Raw genomic sequence first — 20,419 nt, forward strand, 5'->3', positions numbered from 1 at the left:
ACGTTGACATTAAAATAGGATTGGAATATAAATAATTGCATTATTCAACTATATTGCTGAGAGAGATATGCTTGAATGGAAATGAGATAAGGCCATGGTTACCATAGAGCAGTACCGGTGGATTTGCGCGAAGTGGACGGGCGACCCCGAGGAATTCTCATGGCTGGTCCAGCATGGCGACATCGTGGGGTTCTCGCAGCGCGCTATCGCGGATGAATTCGAATTTGCGCCGTCAACGGTTTCACGCTGGGCGGCGGGCGAGGCACTTCCCCATAAGCGCATCCAGAAACTGGTGATTGGCGGATTGGAGAAAAAGGCCCGTCGGCTCGAAAACGCAGCCGCCAACGCAACTCTCTTTCCAGGTAAAACCCATGGTCATGAGCCATCGCAGGGATAAATCTCCCGTAACGCATAATCGTCCCCTTGGTCTGCATGCATGAGCGCATACGAAGTCAATTTCGATGGTCTGGTGGGCTTAACGCATAATTACAGCGGATTGGCTACAGGTAACATTGCCGCGGCAGAGAACGCGCTGACCGAATCCAATCCAAGGCAAGCGGCGCTTCAAGGGCTGGAGAAAATGAAGCGCCTCGCCGATCTGGGAATACGGCAAGGCGTATTGCCTCCACAAGATCGTCCGGCGGTCGGCCCGCTCAGGAAATTGGGTTTTTCGGGTAATGATGCTTCGGTTATCCGCCAGGCCGCTGCGGTGGCGCCGGGATTGCTGCGGGCGTGCTGCTCGGCATCGAGCATGTGGGTGGCGAATGCTGCCACGGTTTCCCCGAGCGCGGATACGGAAGACGCCAAGGTCCACATCACTCCGGCTAATTTGCCCTCTCAATTCCACCGGAGCATCGAGGCGGCAGCCACATCGGTAATCCTGAAACGGGTCTTCAGCGATGGGCGGTTTTTCGAGCATCATGACCCACTCCCACCGAACCTGTATTGCGCAGATGAAGGCGCGGCCAACCATATGCGGTTGTGTTCGGATCACGGTGAGCCCGGGCTGGAGGTTTTCGTATTCGGCCGATCTGCAAGGCGTGATGCGCCGCAACCGCTGAAGTTTCCCGCGCGCCAATCATTGGACGCGTGTGAGGCGATATCCAGGCTTCACAAGATCGAGCCCGGAAGACAGTTGTTTGTCCAGCAGAACCCGGCGGCTATCGACGCCGGCGCGTTTCACAATGACGTGGTCGCGGTGTCAAATTGCAATGTCCTGCTCTATCACGAAGCCGCATTCCTTGATTGGCGGGAAACCGAAAAAGCCATGGTTGAAGCATTCAATTTTTCCAGTTGCCCGGTTCACTTCATAAGAGCCGGCGAATCGGATTTCCCGCTTGCCGAGGCAGTAAGCACTTACCTGTTCAACAGTCAGTTGATCAGTCTTCCCGGTGGAGGAATGATGCTTCTGGCGCCTTCCGAATGCCGGAATTCCGACCCTGCACGGACTTTTCTCGAACGTATTGCCAGCGACGCGTCTAATCCTATCTCACGTATCGAATACGTGAATTTGCGCCAGAGCATGAGAAACGGCGGCGGCCCGGCTTGCCTGCGGCTACGTGTTGTCCTTACCGAACCGCAATTCGACGCTGTTGCGAGGGATAGCCGCACCATTCTCGACCAGAGCCTTTACGACGAGCTGAAGGCGTGGATCGAGAAGCATTATCGCGAGCGCATTTCGCCGAATGATCTGGGAGATCCCGCGCTAGTGCATGAAAGCCGTACTGCGCTCGATGAGCTTACACATATCTTGTCGCTTGGGCCGATATACGATTTTCAGAAGGTGTAGCGTTGCGGCGATCAGACTTGTTCCTTGCGACAGGTCTGTCGCAGCTTCAGTTTTATTGCCGGGTTACCCTACACTTGGGTTAATCCGATCCGACTGGAGTTTCACGAAATAGCAGGATGGGTGAAGGCGGCAAGCCGTAACCCATCATTTTTGCCTTGATGGGTTGCGCTTTGCTTCATCCATCCTACGAATTGAATATGCCGTAGGGTAGGGCCGCCACTACTTATCTGCCTGGGTCATTTCGCCTCTGGCAATTCTCAGAACATCTCTTATTGCTGAGCTAGCCATGCTGGATTAGAATTCGTCTGATGCGCTTGAAAAGCGAAATCAGCCTCATAATGATTCTGCTGATTTATTGCGATAGAAGATTGCAGGCAGTAAACTTCCTGGCGAAACGCACCCAAATACGTCAGATTGAATACCGTTACCCCTCCGTTTGCTGGATAAGGACAGCTTATTCCAGATGAGAGATCGCTTGTGAAAAATAAACTTTGGTTCGTCGGCTGGTTCGTAATCATGACCCTCATGGGTTGCACTCACGTGCCTGAAAGAGGCATGGCAAGGGCGGAATACCCGCAGATGGAAACGAGCGCAACCAGGGACGTCAACCTGAGCGATTCGAAATCGCTGAAAGCGATTCTCTACGCCCAGTATGAGGAATGGAAGGGCACGCCGCACCAGATCGGCGGCTTGAGCAGGGACAGCATAGACTGCTCGGGGTTCGTTCATTTAACGTTCAAATCGAAGCTGGGCATTGTACTGCCAAGATCAACCGATTCGCTGGTAGAGCTGGGAGTGCATATCGATAAAGATGAGCTGCGTACGGGCGATCTGGTCTTTTTCAAGACGGGCAAATCGCTCAGGCACGTGGGGGTCTATCTGGAACGCGGCAGATTCCTGCATGCCTCGACCAGGCAGGGTGTCGCCATTTCAAGTTTGAACAGCGCCTACTGGAAATCGGCCTATTGGAAAGCGAAGCGGCTGGAAATGTGATAACCGCCCATAGGATCATTGGATAAGAGCCAACCACACCGTACGTTGATTGCGGAAAAATCTCTGGGTTTGTAGGTCAGGCTATGCCTGACATTCTTTTGACTATCGGGCTAATCAGATTCATCCCGCCTGCTTTAGTTTAAGTAGGATTGCGCCTTGCTCCACCCATCACTACAGAAGTGATGCCCCTGTGAGCGGCATCGCGATAATATATCCTTGAGCCATTCTCGGTTGTGTCGTCGAGCATAATCCGACCACCCTGTTTTCCTTACGACTACAGAACCTGGCGATAATGCCGGCGCATGGGAATCGACAGCCAGGTAGTTCCCTCCGGCACAGGCATGGTATGCTTCGCCGCTATGCTGCCATCCATCGAACAACGCCTGTCCCTTGAACTCGTCGCCAAGCCACCCCAGATTGCCGCTGCTATCGCCCTTCTGGATGAAGGCGCGACCGTTCCTTTTATTTCACGGTATCGCAAGGAAGCCACGGGCGGGCTGACCGATACCCAGTTACGGCTGCTGGAAGAGCGGCTGGGTTACCTCCGCGAGCTGGAAGACAGGCGCGCTGCTATCGTCACGTCCATTGAAGAGCAGGGCAAGATGACGCCGGCCTTGCTGGCTTCAATCATGCAGGCGGAAGACAAGACGCGGCTGGAAGATCTTTATCTGCCTTTCCGGAAGAAGCGGCGCACCAAGGCGCAAATCGCGCTGGAGGCCGGGCTTGAGCCGCTGGCGGATGCATTGCTGGCCAACCCGACGCTGCAACCCGAGGAAGAGGCCGGAAAATACCTGAAGCCCGCTTTCGCCACTGAGCAAGGCGACAATCCCGGTGTGGAAGATACCAAGGCAGCACTCGAGGGCGCACGGCAAATCCTCATGGAGCGTTTTGCCGAAGACGCAGTGCTGCTCCAGTGGCTGCGGGAATATCTGCTGGCGCATGGCATGGTCGAGTCCCGAATCGTCAAGGGAAAGGAGGAGGCGGGCGCCAAGTACGCCGATTATTTCGACTATTCCGAAGCGATCAACACCATCCCCTCGCATCGCGCTCTGGCTATGTTCCGGGGCCGCCGCGAAGAAATCCTGCACGTTGCCTTGCGGCTGGATTCCGAAGCGGAAAGGCCGAAATGGGATGCGCCGCATAACCCCTGCGAAGCCCGCATTGCCATGCAGTTTGGTATCAGGAACCAGAATCGCGCGGCTGACGCATGGCTGAGCGACACTGTACGCTGGACCTGGCGGGTGAAAAGTTTCCTCCATCTTGAAACCGAACTGATGGGGGCGCTGCGCAAGCGCGCCGAAGCCGAGGCGATCGATGTCTTTGCGCGTAATCTGAAAGCACTGCTACTGGCCGCACCCGCCGGGCCGCGTGTCACGATGGGCCTCGATCCCGGCGTACGTACCGGGGTAAAGGTCGCGGTGGTGGATGCGACCGGCAAGGTCATGGATACCGCCGTTATTTATCCGCACCAGCCCAGGAACGATTGGGAGGGCTCGCTTCATGTTCTGGAAAAGCTGGCTGAAAAATACCAGGTATCGCTGATTTCCATTGGCAATGGCACAGCATCGCGTGAAACCGACAAGCTGGCAAGAGACCTGATCAAGCTGCGCCCGGAACTCAAGCTGACCTCCATCGTCGTGTCGGAAGCGGGCGCATCGGTCTATTCCGCTTCGGAATTCGCCTCGCGCGAACTGCCCGACATGGATGTATCGTTGCGCGGCGCGGTATCCATTGCACGCCGTTTGCAGGACCCGTTGGCAGAACTGGTGAAGGTCGACCCCAAATCCATCGGCGTCGGCCAATACCAGCACGATGTTGCACAAACCCAACTGGCGCGTTCGCTCGACGCAGTGGTGGAAGACTGCGTCAACGCGGTTGGCGTGGACGTCAACACGGCCTCATCACTTCTTCTGGAACGCGTCTCCGGGCTTAACAGTACCGTGGCGCAAAGCATTGTCGCGTATCGCGACATGAAAGGCGTGTTCACCTCGCGCGGGGCTTTGCGCAACGTGCCGCGCCTGGGTGACAAAACCTTTGAACAGGCGGCAGGTTTTCTCCGTATCATGAACGGCGACAATCCGCTGGATGCCTCCGCCGTGCATCCCGAGGCATATCCGCTCGTGGAAAAGATCATTGCCGACCTCAAGCAGGATATCAAGTCGCTCATCGGTAATGGCGACCTGCTGAAATCATTGAATCCGGCCAGGTATACGGACGAGAAATACGGCATACCCACCATCAGCGATATTCTGGGTGAGCTCGAAAAGCCGGGCCGCGACCCCCGTCCGGAGTTTACTACCGCGACATTCAAAGAGGGCGTGAACGAAATGAAGGACCTGCGCCCGGATATGATCCTGGAGGGTGTGGTGACCAATGTCGCCGCGTTCGGAGCGTTCGTCGACGTTGGCGTGCATCAGGATGGGCTGGTGCATATTTCCGCACTTGCCGACAAATTCGTGAAAGATCCGCATACCGTGGTCAAGGTAGGCCAGATTGTCAAGGTCAAGGTGGTGGAGATCGATGAAAAGCGCAAGCGGATTGCGCTGACCATGCGCCTGACGGATAACGCGGCACAACCAGCCAGCCGCGACGGAATGCGGGAACAAAGAATCAACCCGAAAGACAATTCAGCCCGGGCTCAGCAGAAAGGTGCGCAGAAAAATGGGCAGAAAAACGAACAGAAGCGGGAACCCTTGGCAAATACAGCCATGGCTGCAGCGTTTGCAAAGCTGAAGAGATAGGGCTATACCCATCCAATCTGAGGATGTCGGAATAACGCCCTGTATTACACATGACGCCGGTTACGTCATTGGCTGGTTTTCTTGACACGCGGGCATCCATTACAGCCGCTCGTGTCCGCATTGGAAAAATCGACATCGTTGAGAGTGGCTCCCCTGAGATCGGCGCCCTGCAACGATGCATTGTTCAGGTTTACCCCGGCCATGTTGGCGCCACGGAAGTCTGCTCCATTCATCACGGAACCTGATAAATCTGCCCGTTGAAGCTCGGCATTGCCAAATTTCGCCCTGGTGAGATTTGCACCGTTCAAATTGGCGCCTTTAAGCTCTGCGCTGGTAAAGTCCGCTCCCGTCAAATCGGCACTTTTAAGACTGGCGCCATTCAATCGCGCCCCAGTGAGCCGGGTGCCTATCAGGGTAGCGTTTCTCATATCCGCCTCATTCAGCATGGCTCCACCGAGATTTGCGCTGTTGAGATTGACCAGCACCATGTCGGCGTTGAACAAATTCGCGCTCCGCATGTCGGCGCCGGTAAAATCGGACTGGCGAAGCGCTGCTCGAGCGAGATCGGCATTGCGCAGATTCGCGCCGCTAAGATCCATTTCCGTACAAAGCGTAGCTGACGTGATGGTACAACCATTAATTTCCGCAGCCGCTACTGTGCGTACGGTGAATAAAACAGCAAGTATAATCAGGCGGCAAATCATGGATTCCTCCGTCTCGATAAAATTTTGAGCAGACGTTGCATGGAGTGAGGCAACATTTCCCTGCATCCGGCACCCACGGAAGACAGCGCAACCATGGGCTGTACGTTCTTACGGTTCGGCCTGCCTCCAATAACATCGTGACGCTAGTCGTCCGCCGATGCCGATGTCCTCACTTCTTCTTTCCCTTCACCCCAGACGGTTGCGGATTTCAAACCGTTTTCCACGCGGCTTGCGTTGATACAGTTGGGGGTTGCGTATCAGTCAACGGACCAGACTTCATCTTCGACTCTGCGATTGCTGCAACCACCGGTCAGCATCAATGCTGAGAGCACCCCTGCCGCCATCGCAATGTACACTTGCCTTTTCATCGTTGAGCCCTCGAGAAACAGGTCGTGGTCCCTGGTAAGGCCGGCGGTGTGGATCTTTTCATTATATTTTTTGACACATCCTGATATGAAGCGTGGCACTGCTGGCGTTTCTGTTCTGTGCGGTAACCCACTATCATCTTTTCAGTGATAGCGCTTAGTTGACAAATGAGGTGGCAAATGAGCGGTCAACTACCGGATTCAGGATCATGCGAAGAGGCTGAGTCTGTGGGTAAGCCTGCTGGCGGTCGCCTTTCAGGGGAGCAGGACTAGGGTGCGACTGTTTTATCCAGTACATCGCCGCTGGTTACCTTCCTTAATATCAGCTTACTAAGCGCAGGAAGAATAATAAAAGTGCAGACCATGATCCAGAATATGCCTATGGTAATGATCAAGCCCATGCTGGAGATACCGGCATGTGGCGAGAAAGCCAATCCTCCAAAGCTGGAGGAAGTAGTCAGAGCTCCATAGAATATGGCTCGGGCGGTGCTGGACTGATAGATATTCTGCTCTTCGGAATCAAAAAGCGAATGACGTAGCCTGACGAGCATGTGAATGCCGTTATCAACTCCCAGCCCCAATAACAGCGGCAGGGCGATGATGTTGGCAAAGTTGATGGGCGTGTTGGTGAGAACCGCGCTTGCCAGGGTAAAGAGGCCGGCCAGTATGAGCGTTGCCATGATCAGGATTGTATCGATGACACTGCGCCGGATAGCGAGTAAAATCAGCGTGATGGCAATCAGGGCAATCACGATAGCCTCCTGGAAGGCGTCGACCACTACCTTCATGGATTCCCAATATATTATGGGCAAGCCGGTTGTTTCCGGTGCGACCGATTGCACTTCGGTAATAAATTCTTTCAGGTTGGCCAGATCATTCAGGTCTTTTTTTGGAAAAATCTGAATACGGTATAAACCGTCCCTGCTGAGCCATCGGTCCCGGATGTCGGGAGGCAGATCGTTCAGGCTGATTTTTCCGGGTTCCAGGCTGGCTGATAGTTCTTTCATGACCTGCGGTAGGGTGCCGAGCAGCGCAGTCTGGATTTTTTCAATGAAAGCCGTCCGGCTGGATTGTTGCCGTTCATCAAGCTGGATCAAAATTTCCTGCAATTCCTTTTTAAGGCGTGCCAGCGACGCGCGATCCTGGACATTGGTTTTTTGAGGCAGTACTTTGTCAATCGTGTCTATCAGATGGATGATGCCGGGCGCTGGGTCGACATCGGTTTTTAGCGGTGGGAAGTGCTGCACTTGCGGGCCAAGTATCAGTCCCAGGTCTTCAATCAAGACCAGTTTTTCATCCTGATCCGTGGGCTGAAGGTCAAAAAGACTAATGGTTTTACCAACCGAAGCCAATGCCGACAGCCTTTGTTGCAGGATTTTGGTGCTATTTCCATCTTTGACTAGGACATCCAAGGTCAGTGGCGTGGTTTCCTCGTCTTCCATTAGTTGTTTGAACGCGATAACCGATTCGGTACTGGGGTCGCGAAGATCGATCGGATTAAAATCAGTTTTCACATTAAGCGCCAACACGATGGAAATCAGGGCCACAATGAAGGTGGCAACGGAGATCGATTTGGCATAACGGATCGGTATGGCCGCCAGGTTCTTTGACAGATGCGAGATCTGAGGCCGATTTTCCTTCGACCTGAACTTCCTCGGTGTCGGCAGGATTTTTAACAGCGCAGGTAAGGTAACCAACGTGATCAGCAGGCAAATAAACAGACTGGTTCCTGCCAACAGGCCAAGCTCGGCGACGCCTTTGTAATCAGTCGGCATAAAAGCATATAGCCCGATGGATGTCGTGCCGGCGGCCAGCAGCAGCGACGGCCCCACAGTCATGATGGTATCGTGTAGCGCCCGCTCTTTATCAGCATGATCGTTCAAATTATCCCGATAGCGTAAGCAGAAATGAATCGCATATTCCACACCCAAGCCGATATTGGATACTGCAAAAGCGATTGAAATCAGGTTTAATTCTGTGACGGCGATGGTTGCGAATGCGCCGCAGAAAACCATGCCCAAGGCCAGCGTCAGCAACGTGGCTATCGTAAGCAAGATAGATCGGTAAGCAACCAGTAAAATAAATAACACCACGACAACGGAGAAAACGCTGGCGGTAAAGGTGCCGGTGCTGATGCCTGCAAGCTCATCATCTTCAAGGCCGATTTCGCCCGTCACCAAAACCTTGACAGCCGGCAGACCGGGATCCTGAATATCCGCAGCGGCTTTGCGGATAGCCTCAATCGCACTTTCAGCGGGACGGATATGCGAGTGATCAAGCTTGGGCGAGACAATAATGAACGTCTTGTTGGAATGTCTTCTCTTCTCGGCGATCAATGATTCCCAGGAGAGCAAAGCTTTTCCCCCATTGATCGTTTTATGCAAAACAGATGCAATCTTGTCGGCCAGCGAAGCTAAATCGATAGGTACGACCTGGGTCTTGTCTATTGCCTCCCTATCTGTGGCCTTCAGTGCATCCTCAAAAATAGAAAAAAAACCACTCAGATCGGGTTTCTGGGCAATTCTGCCGATAAACGGTTGGGCGATCGACAGGTTGTTGGACAGCGCCTGCAACTCGTCAGTGTCCAGATAAAGCAGGCCATTCTGGCGGAAAAATTCGCTGTCATCGGGAATGTAAGCTGAATTGAAGCGATCCGTATTGTTGCGGAGCAGGCCCAGCAGTTTTCTACTAGCGGATTTGGTCAGTTCAGGCGTATCCGACTCGACCACCAGCAACAGCGTGCTCAAGTCCTGGGAAAAAGCCTGCTCATGAAGGCGGCGGTATTGCTGAAAAGGTGCGTCGGGCGCGATCAGCTTGCTGGTATCAGTATCAATGCGTATATTGTCGACGGTGTAGTAGCCGGCCAGAATACCGAGCACAACCACTATTGACAGTACCGTAAAAGGGTGCCTCAGCGTCCAGTTTCCCCACGACGCATAACTGCGGATTGTCAGCATAATCGATCGGATCGGGCCTGATTAATTTGTTGTAGAGATTCGATTAATCTGACGATAGCCTTGTGGAAGACGGGCCACCCGATTCGATACGTGAACGGACGCACAAGCGCAAACGCAAATCCCAAAAGTTCGCTTCCATCGGTAATGTCCGAATTCTGTAAGACCGTCGCGCGCGCGCTCGTTACCCGATGCGGCAACCTGTCCGAGTACCTTCAGTTTGCGGAAATGTTCTTCGCGACAGGACGACTCGGAAATAATTTCGATTCACCAGGAGCTGTAACCGAAGCCGCCCTATTCATATCTGGAGGTGGGTTTTTCAGTATAACGTGGATTCCTGCTCGTTATGGGCCGTGTCGGCGGCCAGATCGGCGATATTGCCGCGTATGCTGCAGCTGATGACTTCAATGCAGCTTTTCCAGAACCCTCCCGAAAGCAGTTGCAGGCCGCGGAAATACCGGTTGGAGATCTCCGTCGGCGCGGTATACCGGCAGGTAATGCCCAGGCCCTCTTCATCCAGATTGATTGTCTTGTGCCACATCCATGGTGGAAAAAATAAAACATCGCCCGGATGCAGGTCGAGCTCATAGCGCGGTGCATATTCTGTCAGCGCATAGGTATCGCGATCACTCGGTTCGCCATGCTCATCGGCGCTGAATTCCGCAAACCGTCGCATGCCGTTCCCACGCGCTGCCGGGTACAACAGCCAAGAGTATTCGGACTCGATCAATGTCCAATGTTTGGACCCTGATACGGCCATATACCAATTCGGACCTTCCTCACAATGGTAGTTGGCATTCAACCCCGCTCCCAGGCCGAGAATCAGAAAACTCAGAACGGGTTTCGATGGCCGGCCCATGACAGGAAAATATCCATGTGACCGTGGGATGCCAAAATATTCGTAAAAAGTCGGGTTCTGGTCGAGCAGCAGTTGTTGCGGGATGAAATTGCGGCGGCGATCCTCGGCGATCTGGCGCAGGGACGTATTGACCATCTTCTTGGTACCCTTGTCCAAAGCCTGCACTACGGTGTTTGGAAATCGTTCCGCAAGCCTTGCGAGTGTCCAGTCTGCAGAGGCATTTTCCACAAATCCGCGCAGCACGCAGGGAATGGATCGCTTGACGTGCTCACGGTAAAATCGGTGCGGGTCAATCTCCCCAGGTCCATACTCGGAAATCGCCAGGACTTGCCCGCGCGCTACCCCGTGGTTTTGCAATCGCCGTAGTATCCGCTGCTCCGTACGCCGACGGACGTCTCGCAACATATCAGGATTAGCGGAAAGGTGCTGACACAACATGATGCTCTTCAGCGCCAGCACATTGCCGTATCCCAGGGGCAGTTTCGCCACCCCGCGCTTGCCTATTCGCTCGATAAGAAATGTGTGTAAGAAAAGTTGCTGCTCCACCACCAATTGCCACATGACATATAGAAGTGTGGCCATTCCGGCCAGCGGTGTGGCCAACAGGTTTCTCGTATATGCCAGCGCCGTTTCTTTTTTTGTCTTGCCTGTACCTGCCATCGGATGCCTCCTTTGGTTCGCTTCTCTACGTTTAATTTCACCTCAAGAATTGATTCATGCAAAACTTCGTTACTTGTTCAGCCAAATCTGATTCCGGTATGTCGATGAAATGGCGGAAAGGTACAAATCAAGGTTGCCGCCGGTGAATTGGTTCCCGAGTTAGAGGTTGCCGGGAGTCGATTCTAATTTCAATACTGGAGCCATGCGATACGACGATGTCCGTTTTATGCTGCCTGACATGCCTTTCACATTAGCCAACGTGGCAGCAATCGTCAAGTCTGCTTTTTCGTGATGAAGATTATCCACTCGCCTGGACTGGCCGGCGCAATGCGCCAGTAAGGCAGACTGCGCGGCGCTTACGATTTACGATTCGATTCCTTTTTTGCGCAGTTCCGCTTTTGCCTCTTCGCTTTTATCCAGGTTCAGCCCCATGAACTTCAGTACCGCCGGTGTCTTCGTGAATTGCAGATCGCGGTATTCGACCACCTGGATGCGATTGCCCCACGGGTCGAGAAAATCCAGAAAGCCGCCTTCCAGAATTTTTGCACCCGCCGCTTTTGCCAGCTCACGTACTCGGGATCGATCATCGACCACGAGACCGAAATGCCTTTCATCGTCCGCACCTTGCGTTCGGCCTTCGCTTAATGCGATGAACTGATCACCCATGTCGATGAAAGCCGACCTCTGGCCGCGGCCGCGCAATTCGAAGTTGAAGATACGGCCATAGAAGGCCAGCGCCTCATCGATATTTCCGACTTCGAGCGCGATATGGTTGATGCCGACCAGGTGCGGTTTTGTATTTTCGTCCATGCTGTTTCCTCCGGATGATTAACGGGTTTTATTGCCGGGAATCCTTTTTGCCTGCCTTGTTGGTCAGAATGGCTGGGGTCATCCCTTCCAATTGAACCCAACTTTATTGATGGCTCCTGATTTGTATCCGCTCTGCTTATTTCGCTCGCCGCTTGACAGCATAGCCGTAGGGGATCGGCCAGGCAGGTTCCACCCCCATGGTGTGTTGCGCCTTGATGGCCCAGTACGGTTCCCGCAGTAATTCCCGTCCGATAAAGACGAGATCTGCCTGGCCGCTGGTAATGATTTCATCCGCATATTGCGAGTCGGTAATCAAGCCCACGCCGCCGGTCCGGATTTCCGCCTCGTCGCGGATGCGGCCGGCAAACGGAACCTGGTAACCTCTCGCGACTGGAATCTTCGCGTCGGGCGTCGTTCCACCGGATGAGACATCAATCAGATCCGCCCCCAGCGCCTTGAGCTCTCTGCAAAGAACGACGGATTGCTCGATATCCCAGCCTCCATCAGCCCAGTCGGTTGCCGAGATGCGTACGAAAAAAGGCAGATCCTGAGGGATAACTTCGCGCAGCCGTCCTGCAACCCGCAGCAACAGCCGCATGCGGTTTTCCAGACTGCCGCCATATTCATCCGTGCGGTGGTTGCTGATAGGCGACAGAAATTCATGCATCAGGTAACCGTGAGCGGCGTGCAGCTCGATCACTTTGAAGCCCGCCTCGAGCGCACGTCGCGCCGCCGATTCCCAGGCGTCGATGCAATGCTCGATATCCGCATCAGACATGGCTGCCGGAATTGGGTCTCCTGCATCGAAGGGTAGCGAACTGGGGCCGATAACCGGCCAGCCACCCTCGGTAGCCGTTTTCAGGCTGTTTCCGCCGGTCCATGGGGCATCGCAACTGGCCTTGCGCCCGGCATGAGCGAGCTGTATACCGGAAACCGCGCCTTGTGCCTCAACGAACCTTGCGATCCGGGCCAAAGGTTCGATATGATCATCTTTCCAGATTCCCATATCACTCGGCGAAATGCGCCCTTCGGCGGTAACTGCCGTAGCCTCCACCATCACAAGCCCCATGCCACCTATCGCCCGGCTGCCAAGATGAACCAGATGGAAATCATTGGCAAAACCATCCTGCGCCGAATACATGCACATGGGTGACATTGCGATCCGGTTACGGAAGGTAACGTTGCGAATGGTCAACGGGGATAGCAGGTCCACTTCGGGGACTTCGCGGTCGTGCTCGCTCTGGCATTGGGTCTGGATGGCGCCTTGGCCAGCACTGCTGCGAGCGGACGGAGCGGCGCTCTGGCGCAAAACAGGAGTAGTTATATGACTTTCGGCTTCGCTTACGGACGGGGCATCTCCGAATTTGTCGCGTTTGCTCTGATCATGATAGGGCATGATTTTTCCTTTATCGAAAAAGTACCTGTTGACCCGTGCAACTAACTGGATTCGGCCGGTTGCCTGTATTGACACGTATATTGAATCTACACCGGCGCTGGTTTGAAAGCGCAATAATGTAATGTAGCCTAATGGATCATTATTGCAATATATGCCTATGCACCATTCCCGGTTTGACGCGTATGTAACTTGGGTAGGGTGGGCGCAGCGCAACCCATCAAAACTACCGATGGCAAGTCGGTTCCGATAAGGCAATACCCGTTCGATCAATACCTGGCTGAACTTTGCCGGCTCTTCGAAAGGTGGGTTATGCGCTGAGTGTTCGAACCACACGAGACACTTGAAGGGTGCTTTGATCCTGGCGAAATATTGTTCGGCCAGGGTGGCGGGAACATGCCGATCATAACGCCCCAGCAGAAAGAATACCGGCATATCAAAGGATAGATACCGCTCGCTCAGATTGAGCCGGGAAATTTCGTCCTCAAGCTGTATCAGGGAAAAGCGGTTGCCTTGACCAAACCTGACTAGGTCAATCAGACTGGCCTCATCGGTGCGCAAGGCAGACCAGATGAGTTTTCCTGTTGAAAGATCAGCGTGGAACACGCCGCCGAGCTGCTCGACCCACTTGCCGGTTGTCAACATTTCATTCACTGAAGCATATGGGGGCGGGTCGACGATTCTTAATTCGGAGATTGCTTTGGAGTTTCTCCGCTTCCTGGCCTCGGCAACTGCGAACGCGTAGGATAGGCAGCGGCCCGGCACATCGGCAATCTGCGCGATACCGACATATGCGGAGATTTTTTCCGCGTGCAGAGAAGCGTAGATCGTTCCGGGTACCGTGCCCCACGAATGGCCGAGCAACACGACCTTATCCTTTTCAAAACGTTGCCTGACCATTTCCACCACCTCGTCGAGGTCGCGTACGAATTGAGCGATGGTCATGGATGCCGGCGGAATGTCGGGATGGAACGAGCGCCCTGTTCCACGCTGTTCCCAATAGACGACCAAGAAATGCTGCTCAAGGGCTGAATTATAGTGGCGAAAGAGTGCCGATTCGCTGGCGCCCGGTCCTCCATGCAGGAGAATCAGCGCCGGATTGGATCGGGATATGCTACGAAACCAGATGCTTTGAGATATGCCGCCGATGGTTGTGGTTTCCATTGTCGCAATGCTGCCGGGAATGATGCGATCCTTCGCATCCCGAAATGGAACGGTATGAGCGCAACCGGTGCACAAAAGGAGCAACGCCATGGTGGCAGCGCGACTGATGAGAGCGAGGCGCGTCGGTTTTATTGGCGATCCTGTGGCGCTAGCCATTGCACGACGGCTTTCCGCTGCTCCAGCGGGGTCAACGTATTCGGTCACTGTCGGCTCGCGCCTGTTCGATGAGGCAAGAGAGCGTGGCTACATAGGAGCAGGTTTTTGTCAGGACGGCCCAGCATGGGATAGGTGACGAGCCTAGCGGCTGCATCGCTGAATAACTCATCCATCAAGGTGGCGGCATCCAAGTTGTCGGCTGCGATGTATGTCGTCGCGATCCTGCTCCGCTTCCGGCGTCCAGATAACCCTCATGCCTAGTTTGCGGCACTGGCACGCTTTGCGTGCGAATTCGGCTTCAATCTCAGTGTTCGATCGGTCGCTCCCGGCGAGGCCGACAGGCTGCTAGCAAAGTAGAGCGACACATACCTGAAGTGGGTACATGGCTCATGGCGCATGGAAACTGATATCCTTCAACTGAACGGCGGTGCCCATAATGTCGGGAATGCGCGAGGGCACGTCGCGGTTGTGTGGAAGCGTGCAAGGAACGGTGAGCAGACATTCGTTACATATCGACTCCATTTCCTGAAAAATGAACTATATTGTGTATTATGCTTTGAGCAGATTAATCCGGTTGCCGAGCTTGCCGCGACCCTATTCGGGAACTGGGGGAAGGGTTTGAAGCACACCACAGGTGGGTGAAGCTGGAAGGTGGGGCCACTCGATGCTTGTGAAAAAGCAGATAAATTATGGGAAAAATCCCGCGATACGCGCTGGTTCGTCGTGATGGACGACGACAGTGCGGTTTTCATGGAATTGGTGCGGAACGCCAGCGCTTGGCTGATTTTGCGGGGTTCTCGTTCTTCTTCCGGTGATGCTTCCTGCGAGAGGTCCATAAAATACTCAAGAAGGTACTGGACTGGAAAGGGATTTTCGCGCCGGGGAAATCGGACATACGGTGGTAGAACGCTTCTGCTAGGGGATTGGCGGACGAAGTGTCGTATCACGCTTCATTTTTCATGGGCAATGCCGGGTTCCGCATTCACCACCGACCGATGGGCAACTGTCCAGCATGTACTATGCCACCATCCTTTCGATACGCACGTTATCAATGGAAGATCAGGGAAAACACGTGGCGGGCGAAACAATTGGAAGAAGATTGCGCTTTCCTTCGCAACCTCTTTCGCAATGCTTTCCCGCGGTTTTCCCTCTATGCCGCTCGACTGAATCAGGAACGAATATAGCTTACCCCAACCGCTATTCCATGCAAATAACTCCATGGGGTACCACCCTGTATTCTTTCTCGGTTCGGCGGTCTACCGCAATCTACGCCTGCCGGAAGAAATTTCCTCTGCTCCTCACCGGAATGATTCTGACAATATTTTCCGGTTGCAGCAAGCCACCGGCTGAAGCGGTTCACCCGCCGGTGGAGGTGACAGAAATCACTATCATGCCTCGGGACATCCCGGTTGAGCTGGAATTCGTTGCCCAAACCCAGAGTTCGCGGCAAGTCGAGATCCGCGCCCGGGTGGAAGGGTTCCTCGAAAAACGCCTCTACACGGAAGGCGAACTGGTACAGGCCGGACAGAAAATGTACCAGATGGACCCCAAGCCATTCGAGGCCGCGTTGCAGTCAGCACGAGGACAGCTGGCGGAGCAGGAGGCGCAACTGGCGATGAACCAGGCCACTCTCGATCGAGTACAGCCTCTGGCTGAGAAAAACGCGCTGAGTAAAAAAAACCTTGATGATGCCATAGGGGCCGTGCGGCAGGCGCAAGCGGCGGTGTTCGCGGCGCAGGGCGTGGTTCAAACCGCAAAGCTGAATCTGAGTTACACCACGCTTTACTCCCCGCTTACCGGACTATCGAGCTTCAGCAAGAAACATGAAGGCAGCTATCTCAGTCCCGGCACAGGCGGGCTGCTGACCTATGTCGCACAGCTCGACCCGATTTGGGTCAATTTCAGCATCTCCGAAAACCAGATGCTCAAGTATCGTAGCGAAATTGAACGGGGGCGGCTCAAGTTCCCACCTCGCAATCTTTTCGATGTCGAGGTGACTCTCGCCGATGGATATGTCTATCCGTATCTCGGGCACATCGATTTCAGCGAACCCACCTTTTCCCAGGAAACCGGTACCTTCCTGGTGCGAACGGAGTTCGCCAACCCTAAAGGTGACTTGCGTCCGGGCCAGTTCGTGCGCGTTCATCTGAAGGGCGCCATACGTCCCCACAGCATCCTTGTGCCGCAGCGTGCCGTGCTGCAGGGTGCAAAGAGCTACTACGTCTGGGTCATAGACAAGGATGGCAAGGCCGCAAGGCGTGAAGTTGAAATCGGCGATTGGCAGGGGGATGGCTGGTTTATCAACCATGGTCTGCTCGTCGGTGAAAGCGTCGTGGTCGATGGTGCGATCCGGCTCTCGCCCGGCGCTGCCCTCAAGGTCGTCGATACGTCGGTTTCTGTCGATGCCGCATCCGGCACAGCACCGGGCGTTAGGGTGGAAAATACGCCCGCCGAGATACCACGCGCGCCCGGTTCGCCCATCCGAATGCCTGATGCATCGTTCACGGAACAGGCAAATCGTCAGCCCGGGCAACATCCCGGCAAAAAACTGTCTGCGGAAGAGAATCTGCAGCCCGGAGAAAAATTGCCTGAATAACGTGCGCTCTTTATGAACATTTCGCACTTCTGCATCGACAGGCCGGTTTTTGCATCGGTGGTCTCGATTGTCATCACGCTGGCAGGCGCAGTCGCAATGTATAACCTGCCGATCGCACAGTATCCCGAAATCACCCCGGTGGAGATCTCGGTTACAGCGATTTATCCGGGCGCGTCGGCTGAAGTGGCCGCGCAAAATGTCGCCGCTCCGATCGAACAGCAGGTGAATGGCGCCGATAAATTGTTGTACATGTCGTCCGCGAGCTCTTCATCCGGCGTCATGACGCTATCGGTCTATTTCGATATCGATGCGAACCCGTCGCTCGCACAGGTGGAAGTACAGAATCGCGTCAATCTGGCGCTGCCGCTGCTACCCGCCTCGGTGCAGGCACAGGGCGTCTCGGTGAAGAAGCAATCGGCCTCGATGATGATGGTCATCTCCGTTTATTCGCCGGATGAGCGATACCAGCCCGTCTATGTTTCAAACTACGCCAGTATTTTCATGCTGGATGCCATCAAACGTATTCCTGGCGCCGGGCAGGCAACCGTCATGGGCACACCCGACTATGCCATGCGTGTTTGGCTCAAACCGGATCGCATGGCGGCGCTTGGCATCACCGCTGCCGACGTGCAGCAGGCGGTTGCAGCGCAGAATGAACAATATGCCGTAGGCAGTATCGGTCAGTCTCCGACAGATCGCCCTGTCGAACAATCCTTTGCGATTACCACCAAAAGCCGCCTGACGACTCCAGAGGAGTTCGACAACATAATTATCCGCGCCGCCAGCGAAGGGGCGGCGATCGTTCGGCTAAAGGATGTAGGGTATTCGGAGCTTGGCCAGAAGAGCTACTCTCTTCGCACCACCCGCCAAGGCAAGCCCGCGACGGTACTGGTTGTCTACCAGCAGCCGGGCGCCAATGCGCTGGAGGTAGCCAAAGGCGTGCGCGCCACCTTGGAGGAGATGAAAAAGTCGTTCCCTCCGGGTATCGAGTATGAAATCACCATGGACACCACCGCGTTCACGCGCGCTTCGATTGAATCTGTAATCCTCACTTTCTTTGAAGCGCTGGCACTGGTGGTGGTGGTCGTATTCGTGTTTCTCCAAAACCTGCGCTCCACGTTAATACCGATTATTGCGGTGCCAATTTCCGTGATCGGGGCCGCGATGGGAATGGCTGCACTGGATTTTTCACTCAATATGCTCACTATGTTCGGCATGATACTCACGATCGGCATCGTGGTGGATGATGCGATCGTAGTCGTCGAGGCGGTAGAGCACAACATGACCAAGTTTGGCCTGTCCGCGCGCGATGCGGCGAAGAAGGCCATGGATGAGGTGGGCGGCGCGCTGATCGCGATTGTGCTGGTGCTCTGTGCCGTATTTGTTCCGGTTGCGTTTATCCCCGGGATCACGGGCCAGCTCTACAAGCAATTCGCAATCACGATCGCAATTTCGGTGGTGCTGTCCGGTATCGTGGCACTCACGCTATCACCCGCACTCGCCGCGCTGCTGCTCAAACCTGTCCACGGCGAGAAGCGAGGCTTTTTCAAATGGTTCGATATCTGGTTCGCTCGCATGACGGAAGGATATATCCGCAGCGTGCAGCTTATCATCAAGCACTTCATCGTCGCGCTGTTGCTGTTTGCGGGCATGATCGTCCTCTCTTTCGGCCTGCTGAAGCAGATCCCCGGCTCCTTCCTGCCCCCGGAGGATCAGGGAGTGGTGCTGGGGGCGGTGCTCATGCCGGATGCCTCGGGCCTTGACCGTACTGGCGGCGTCAGCCAGCATGCGACCGACTATTTCATGAATCACCCGGCGGCAAAATCGATCGTGGTCATGGATGGCTTCAGCCTGCTCGATGGGCAGATGAAAAGCAATGCCGCGACATTTTTCGTCGGCCTCAAGGATTTCAAAGAGCGTTATGCTGACGACAATGCCCGCACTCAGAGCGTACCCGCTCTGATGGCAAGCGCCGCGAAAAGCTTTTCCCGGATTACCGAAGGTATTATTCTGCCCCTCAATCCGCCTTCGATTCCGGGTTTGGGCACGACGGGAGGCATGGAGCTGTATATTCAGAGCAAGGGCGACAATGACAGCCAGCAGATCGCGGCAACTATTGATGAATACCTTGCACAGGCCAGGACGCGGCCGGAACTGGCCAATATCACATCGACTTACAATGCGGCCGCGCAAGTGCTGCGATTGGACGTCGACCGGGCAAAGGCCGAGACTTTGGGAATCGCGGTGGAGGATGTATATACCACCATGCAGACAATGTTCGGCTCGGTGTTCGTGTCGCAATTCGCTAAATTCAGCCGCTTGTTTCAGGTGATCATCCAAGGGGAACCGGCATCTCGGCTGACGCCAAAGGATATCGATTATGTTTATGTGCGTAGCAGGAATGGCATTATGATTCCGCTTAGCGCGGTGGCAACCACCCATTTTGACAGGGGGCCGGATGTGGTGACCCGGTTCAATAATTTTACCGCAGTGAAAGTGACTGCCGAGGCCGCGCCAGGCTTCAGCTCGGGCGAAGCCATCGCGGCAATGGAAGAAACCGCGGCGAATATCTTGCCTGGCGACTACGGCACCGCCTGGAGTGGGCAGACCTTCGAAGAGAAAAAAGCAGGCGGGTCGTCATCGCTGGTGTTCGTATTCGGTCTGATCATGGTTTACCTCATCCTTGCCGCGCAGTACGAAAAATGGTCGCTACCCCTGGGTGTACTGGCAGCGGTTCCGTTCGCGCTGTTCGGCGCGCTGGCGGCAATCTTCGCACGTGGGCTCAGCAATGATATCTATTTCCAAATCGGGCTGACTATGCTGATTGCGCTCGCCGCCAAGAACGCAATCCTGATCATTGAGTACGCGGTGATGAACCGCGCGGCAGGTCAGTCGATCCATGACGCCGCCGTCAACGCAGCACGGGACAGATTGCGGCCTATCATAATGACCTCGCTAGCCTTCACGCTGGGCTGCGTGCCGCTCGCGATCGCAACTGGCGTCTCTGCCAACAGCAAGATCTCGCTCGGCACCGGTACCGTGGGCGGGATGCTGGGAGCCACTGTAATTGCCATATTTTTCATCCCGATGTTTTACTGGGCGATCGAAACCTTTACTTCAAAAAGGAGCAGCAAGGACAGGATTTCCCCCGAGAGAGGCGTAAAAGTCGCTCAAGGCGATAACTTTGCGCCGGAATTGGAGAGCACGCCGCAGGACAAACCGAAGGCGGATTGAA

11 protein-coding genes are annotated in these 20,419 nt (G+C 54.7%); 6 read left to right on the plus strand and 5 right to left on the minus strand.

The genetic code is table 11. The features are described from left to right. Window positions 1-94 precede the first annotated feature (94 nt). The 4 genes from F822_RS13950 to F822_RS13965 all read left to right on the plus strand — a co-directional run bounded on the left by F822_RS13950 (window position 95) and on the right by F822_RS13965 (window position 5,523). Window positions 95-397, plus strand: a complete 303-nt coding sequence (locus F822_RS13950) for a hypothetical protein (RefSeq protein ID WP_025040111.1) — start codon at window positions 95-97, stop codon at window positions 395-397. A 39-nt stretch (window positions 398-436) separates the two neighbouring features. Further along, the gene (astB, locus tag F822_RS13955; RefSeq protein ID WP_025040110.1) at window positions 437-1,789 is read left to right on the plus strand and encodes an N-succinylarginine dihydrolase; all 1,353 of its coding nucleotides are present in this window, start codon (window positions 437-439) and stop codon (window positions 1,787-1,789) included. 477 nt (window positions 1,790-2,266) lie between these two features. Further along, window positions 2,267-2,782, plus strand: a complete 516-nt coding sequence (locus tag F822_RS13960; RefSeq protein ID WP_025040109.1) for an NlpC/P60 family protein — start codon at window positions 2,267-2,269, stop codon at window positions 2,780-2,782. A gap of 359 nt (window positions 2,783-3,141) precedes the next feature. Further along, entirely contained in the window at window positions 3,142-5,523 is a 2,382-nt protein-coding gene (locus tag F822_RS13965; RefSeq protein ID WP_025040108.1) for a Tex family protein, read from the plus strand. A gap of 65 nt (window positions 5,524-5,588) precedes the next feature. Here F822_RS13965 and F822_RS13970 read toward each other — a convergent pair whose 3' ends face one another. From F822_RS13970 to F822_RS15820, 5 genes are all read right to left on the minus strand, one after another. Next, complete coding sequence (locus F822_RS13970; protein WP_036574765.1) at window positions 5,589-6,227, minus strand: pentapeptide repeat-containing protein; 639 nt, start codon at window positions 6,225-6,227, stop codon at window positions 5,589-5,591. Window positions 6,228-6,861: 634 nt separating this feature from the next. Next, window positions 6,862-9,549 (minus strand): MMPL family transporter, encoded by a 2,688-nt coding sequence (locus F822_RS13980; protein ID WP_025040105.1) that lies wholly within the window; start codon window positions 9,547-9,549, stop codon window positions 6,862-6,864. A 316-nt stretch (window positions 9,550-9,865) separates the two neighbouring features. After that, window positions 9,866-11,065, minus strand: coding sequence for a cupin-like domain-containing protein (locus F822_RS13985; RefSeq protein WP_025040104.1), 1,200 nt, complete (start codon window positions 11,063-11,065; stop codon window positions 9,866-9,868). A 363-nt stretch (window positions 11,066-11,428) separates the two neighbouring features. Continuing rightward, entirely contained in the window at window positions 11,429-11,875 is a 447-nt protein-coding gene (locus tag F822_RS13990) for a VOC family protein (RefSeq protein ID WP_025040103.1), read from the minus strand. Between the two features lie 136 nt (window positions 11,876-12,011). After that, entirely contained in the window at window positions 12,012-14,636 is a 2,625-nt protein-coding gene (locus F822_RS15820; RefSeq protein ID WP_231623526.1) for an alpha/beta fold hydrolase, read from the minus strand. 1,156 nt (window positions 14,637-15,792) lie between these two features. Between F822_RS15820 and F822_RS14015 the strand changes: the two genes are divergently transcribed. Continuing rightward, window positions 15,793-17,184 (plus strand): efflux RND transporter periplasmic adaptor subunit, encoded by a 1,392-nt coding sequence (locus tag F822_RS14015; RefSeq protein WP_082204658.1) that lies wholly within the window; start codon window positions 15,793-15,795, stop codon window positions 17,182-17,184. Between the two features lie 12 nt (window positions 17,185-17,196). Next, entirely contained in the window at window positions 17,197-20,418 is a 3,222-nt protein-coding gene (locus F822_RS14020) for an efflux RND transporter permease subunit (RefSeq protein WP_025040099.1), read from the plus strand. Window position 20,419: the final 1 nt, after the last annotated feature.

The sequence above is a fragment of the Nitrosospira briensis C-128 genome, from assembly GCF_000619905.2.
Classification (GTDB): Bacteria; Pseudomonadota; Gammaproteobacteria; order Burkholderiales; family Nitrosomonadaceae; genus Nitrosospira; species Nitrosospira briensis.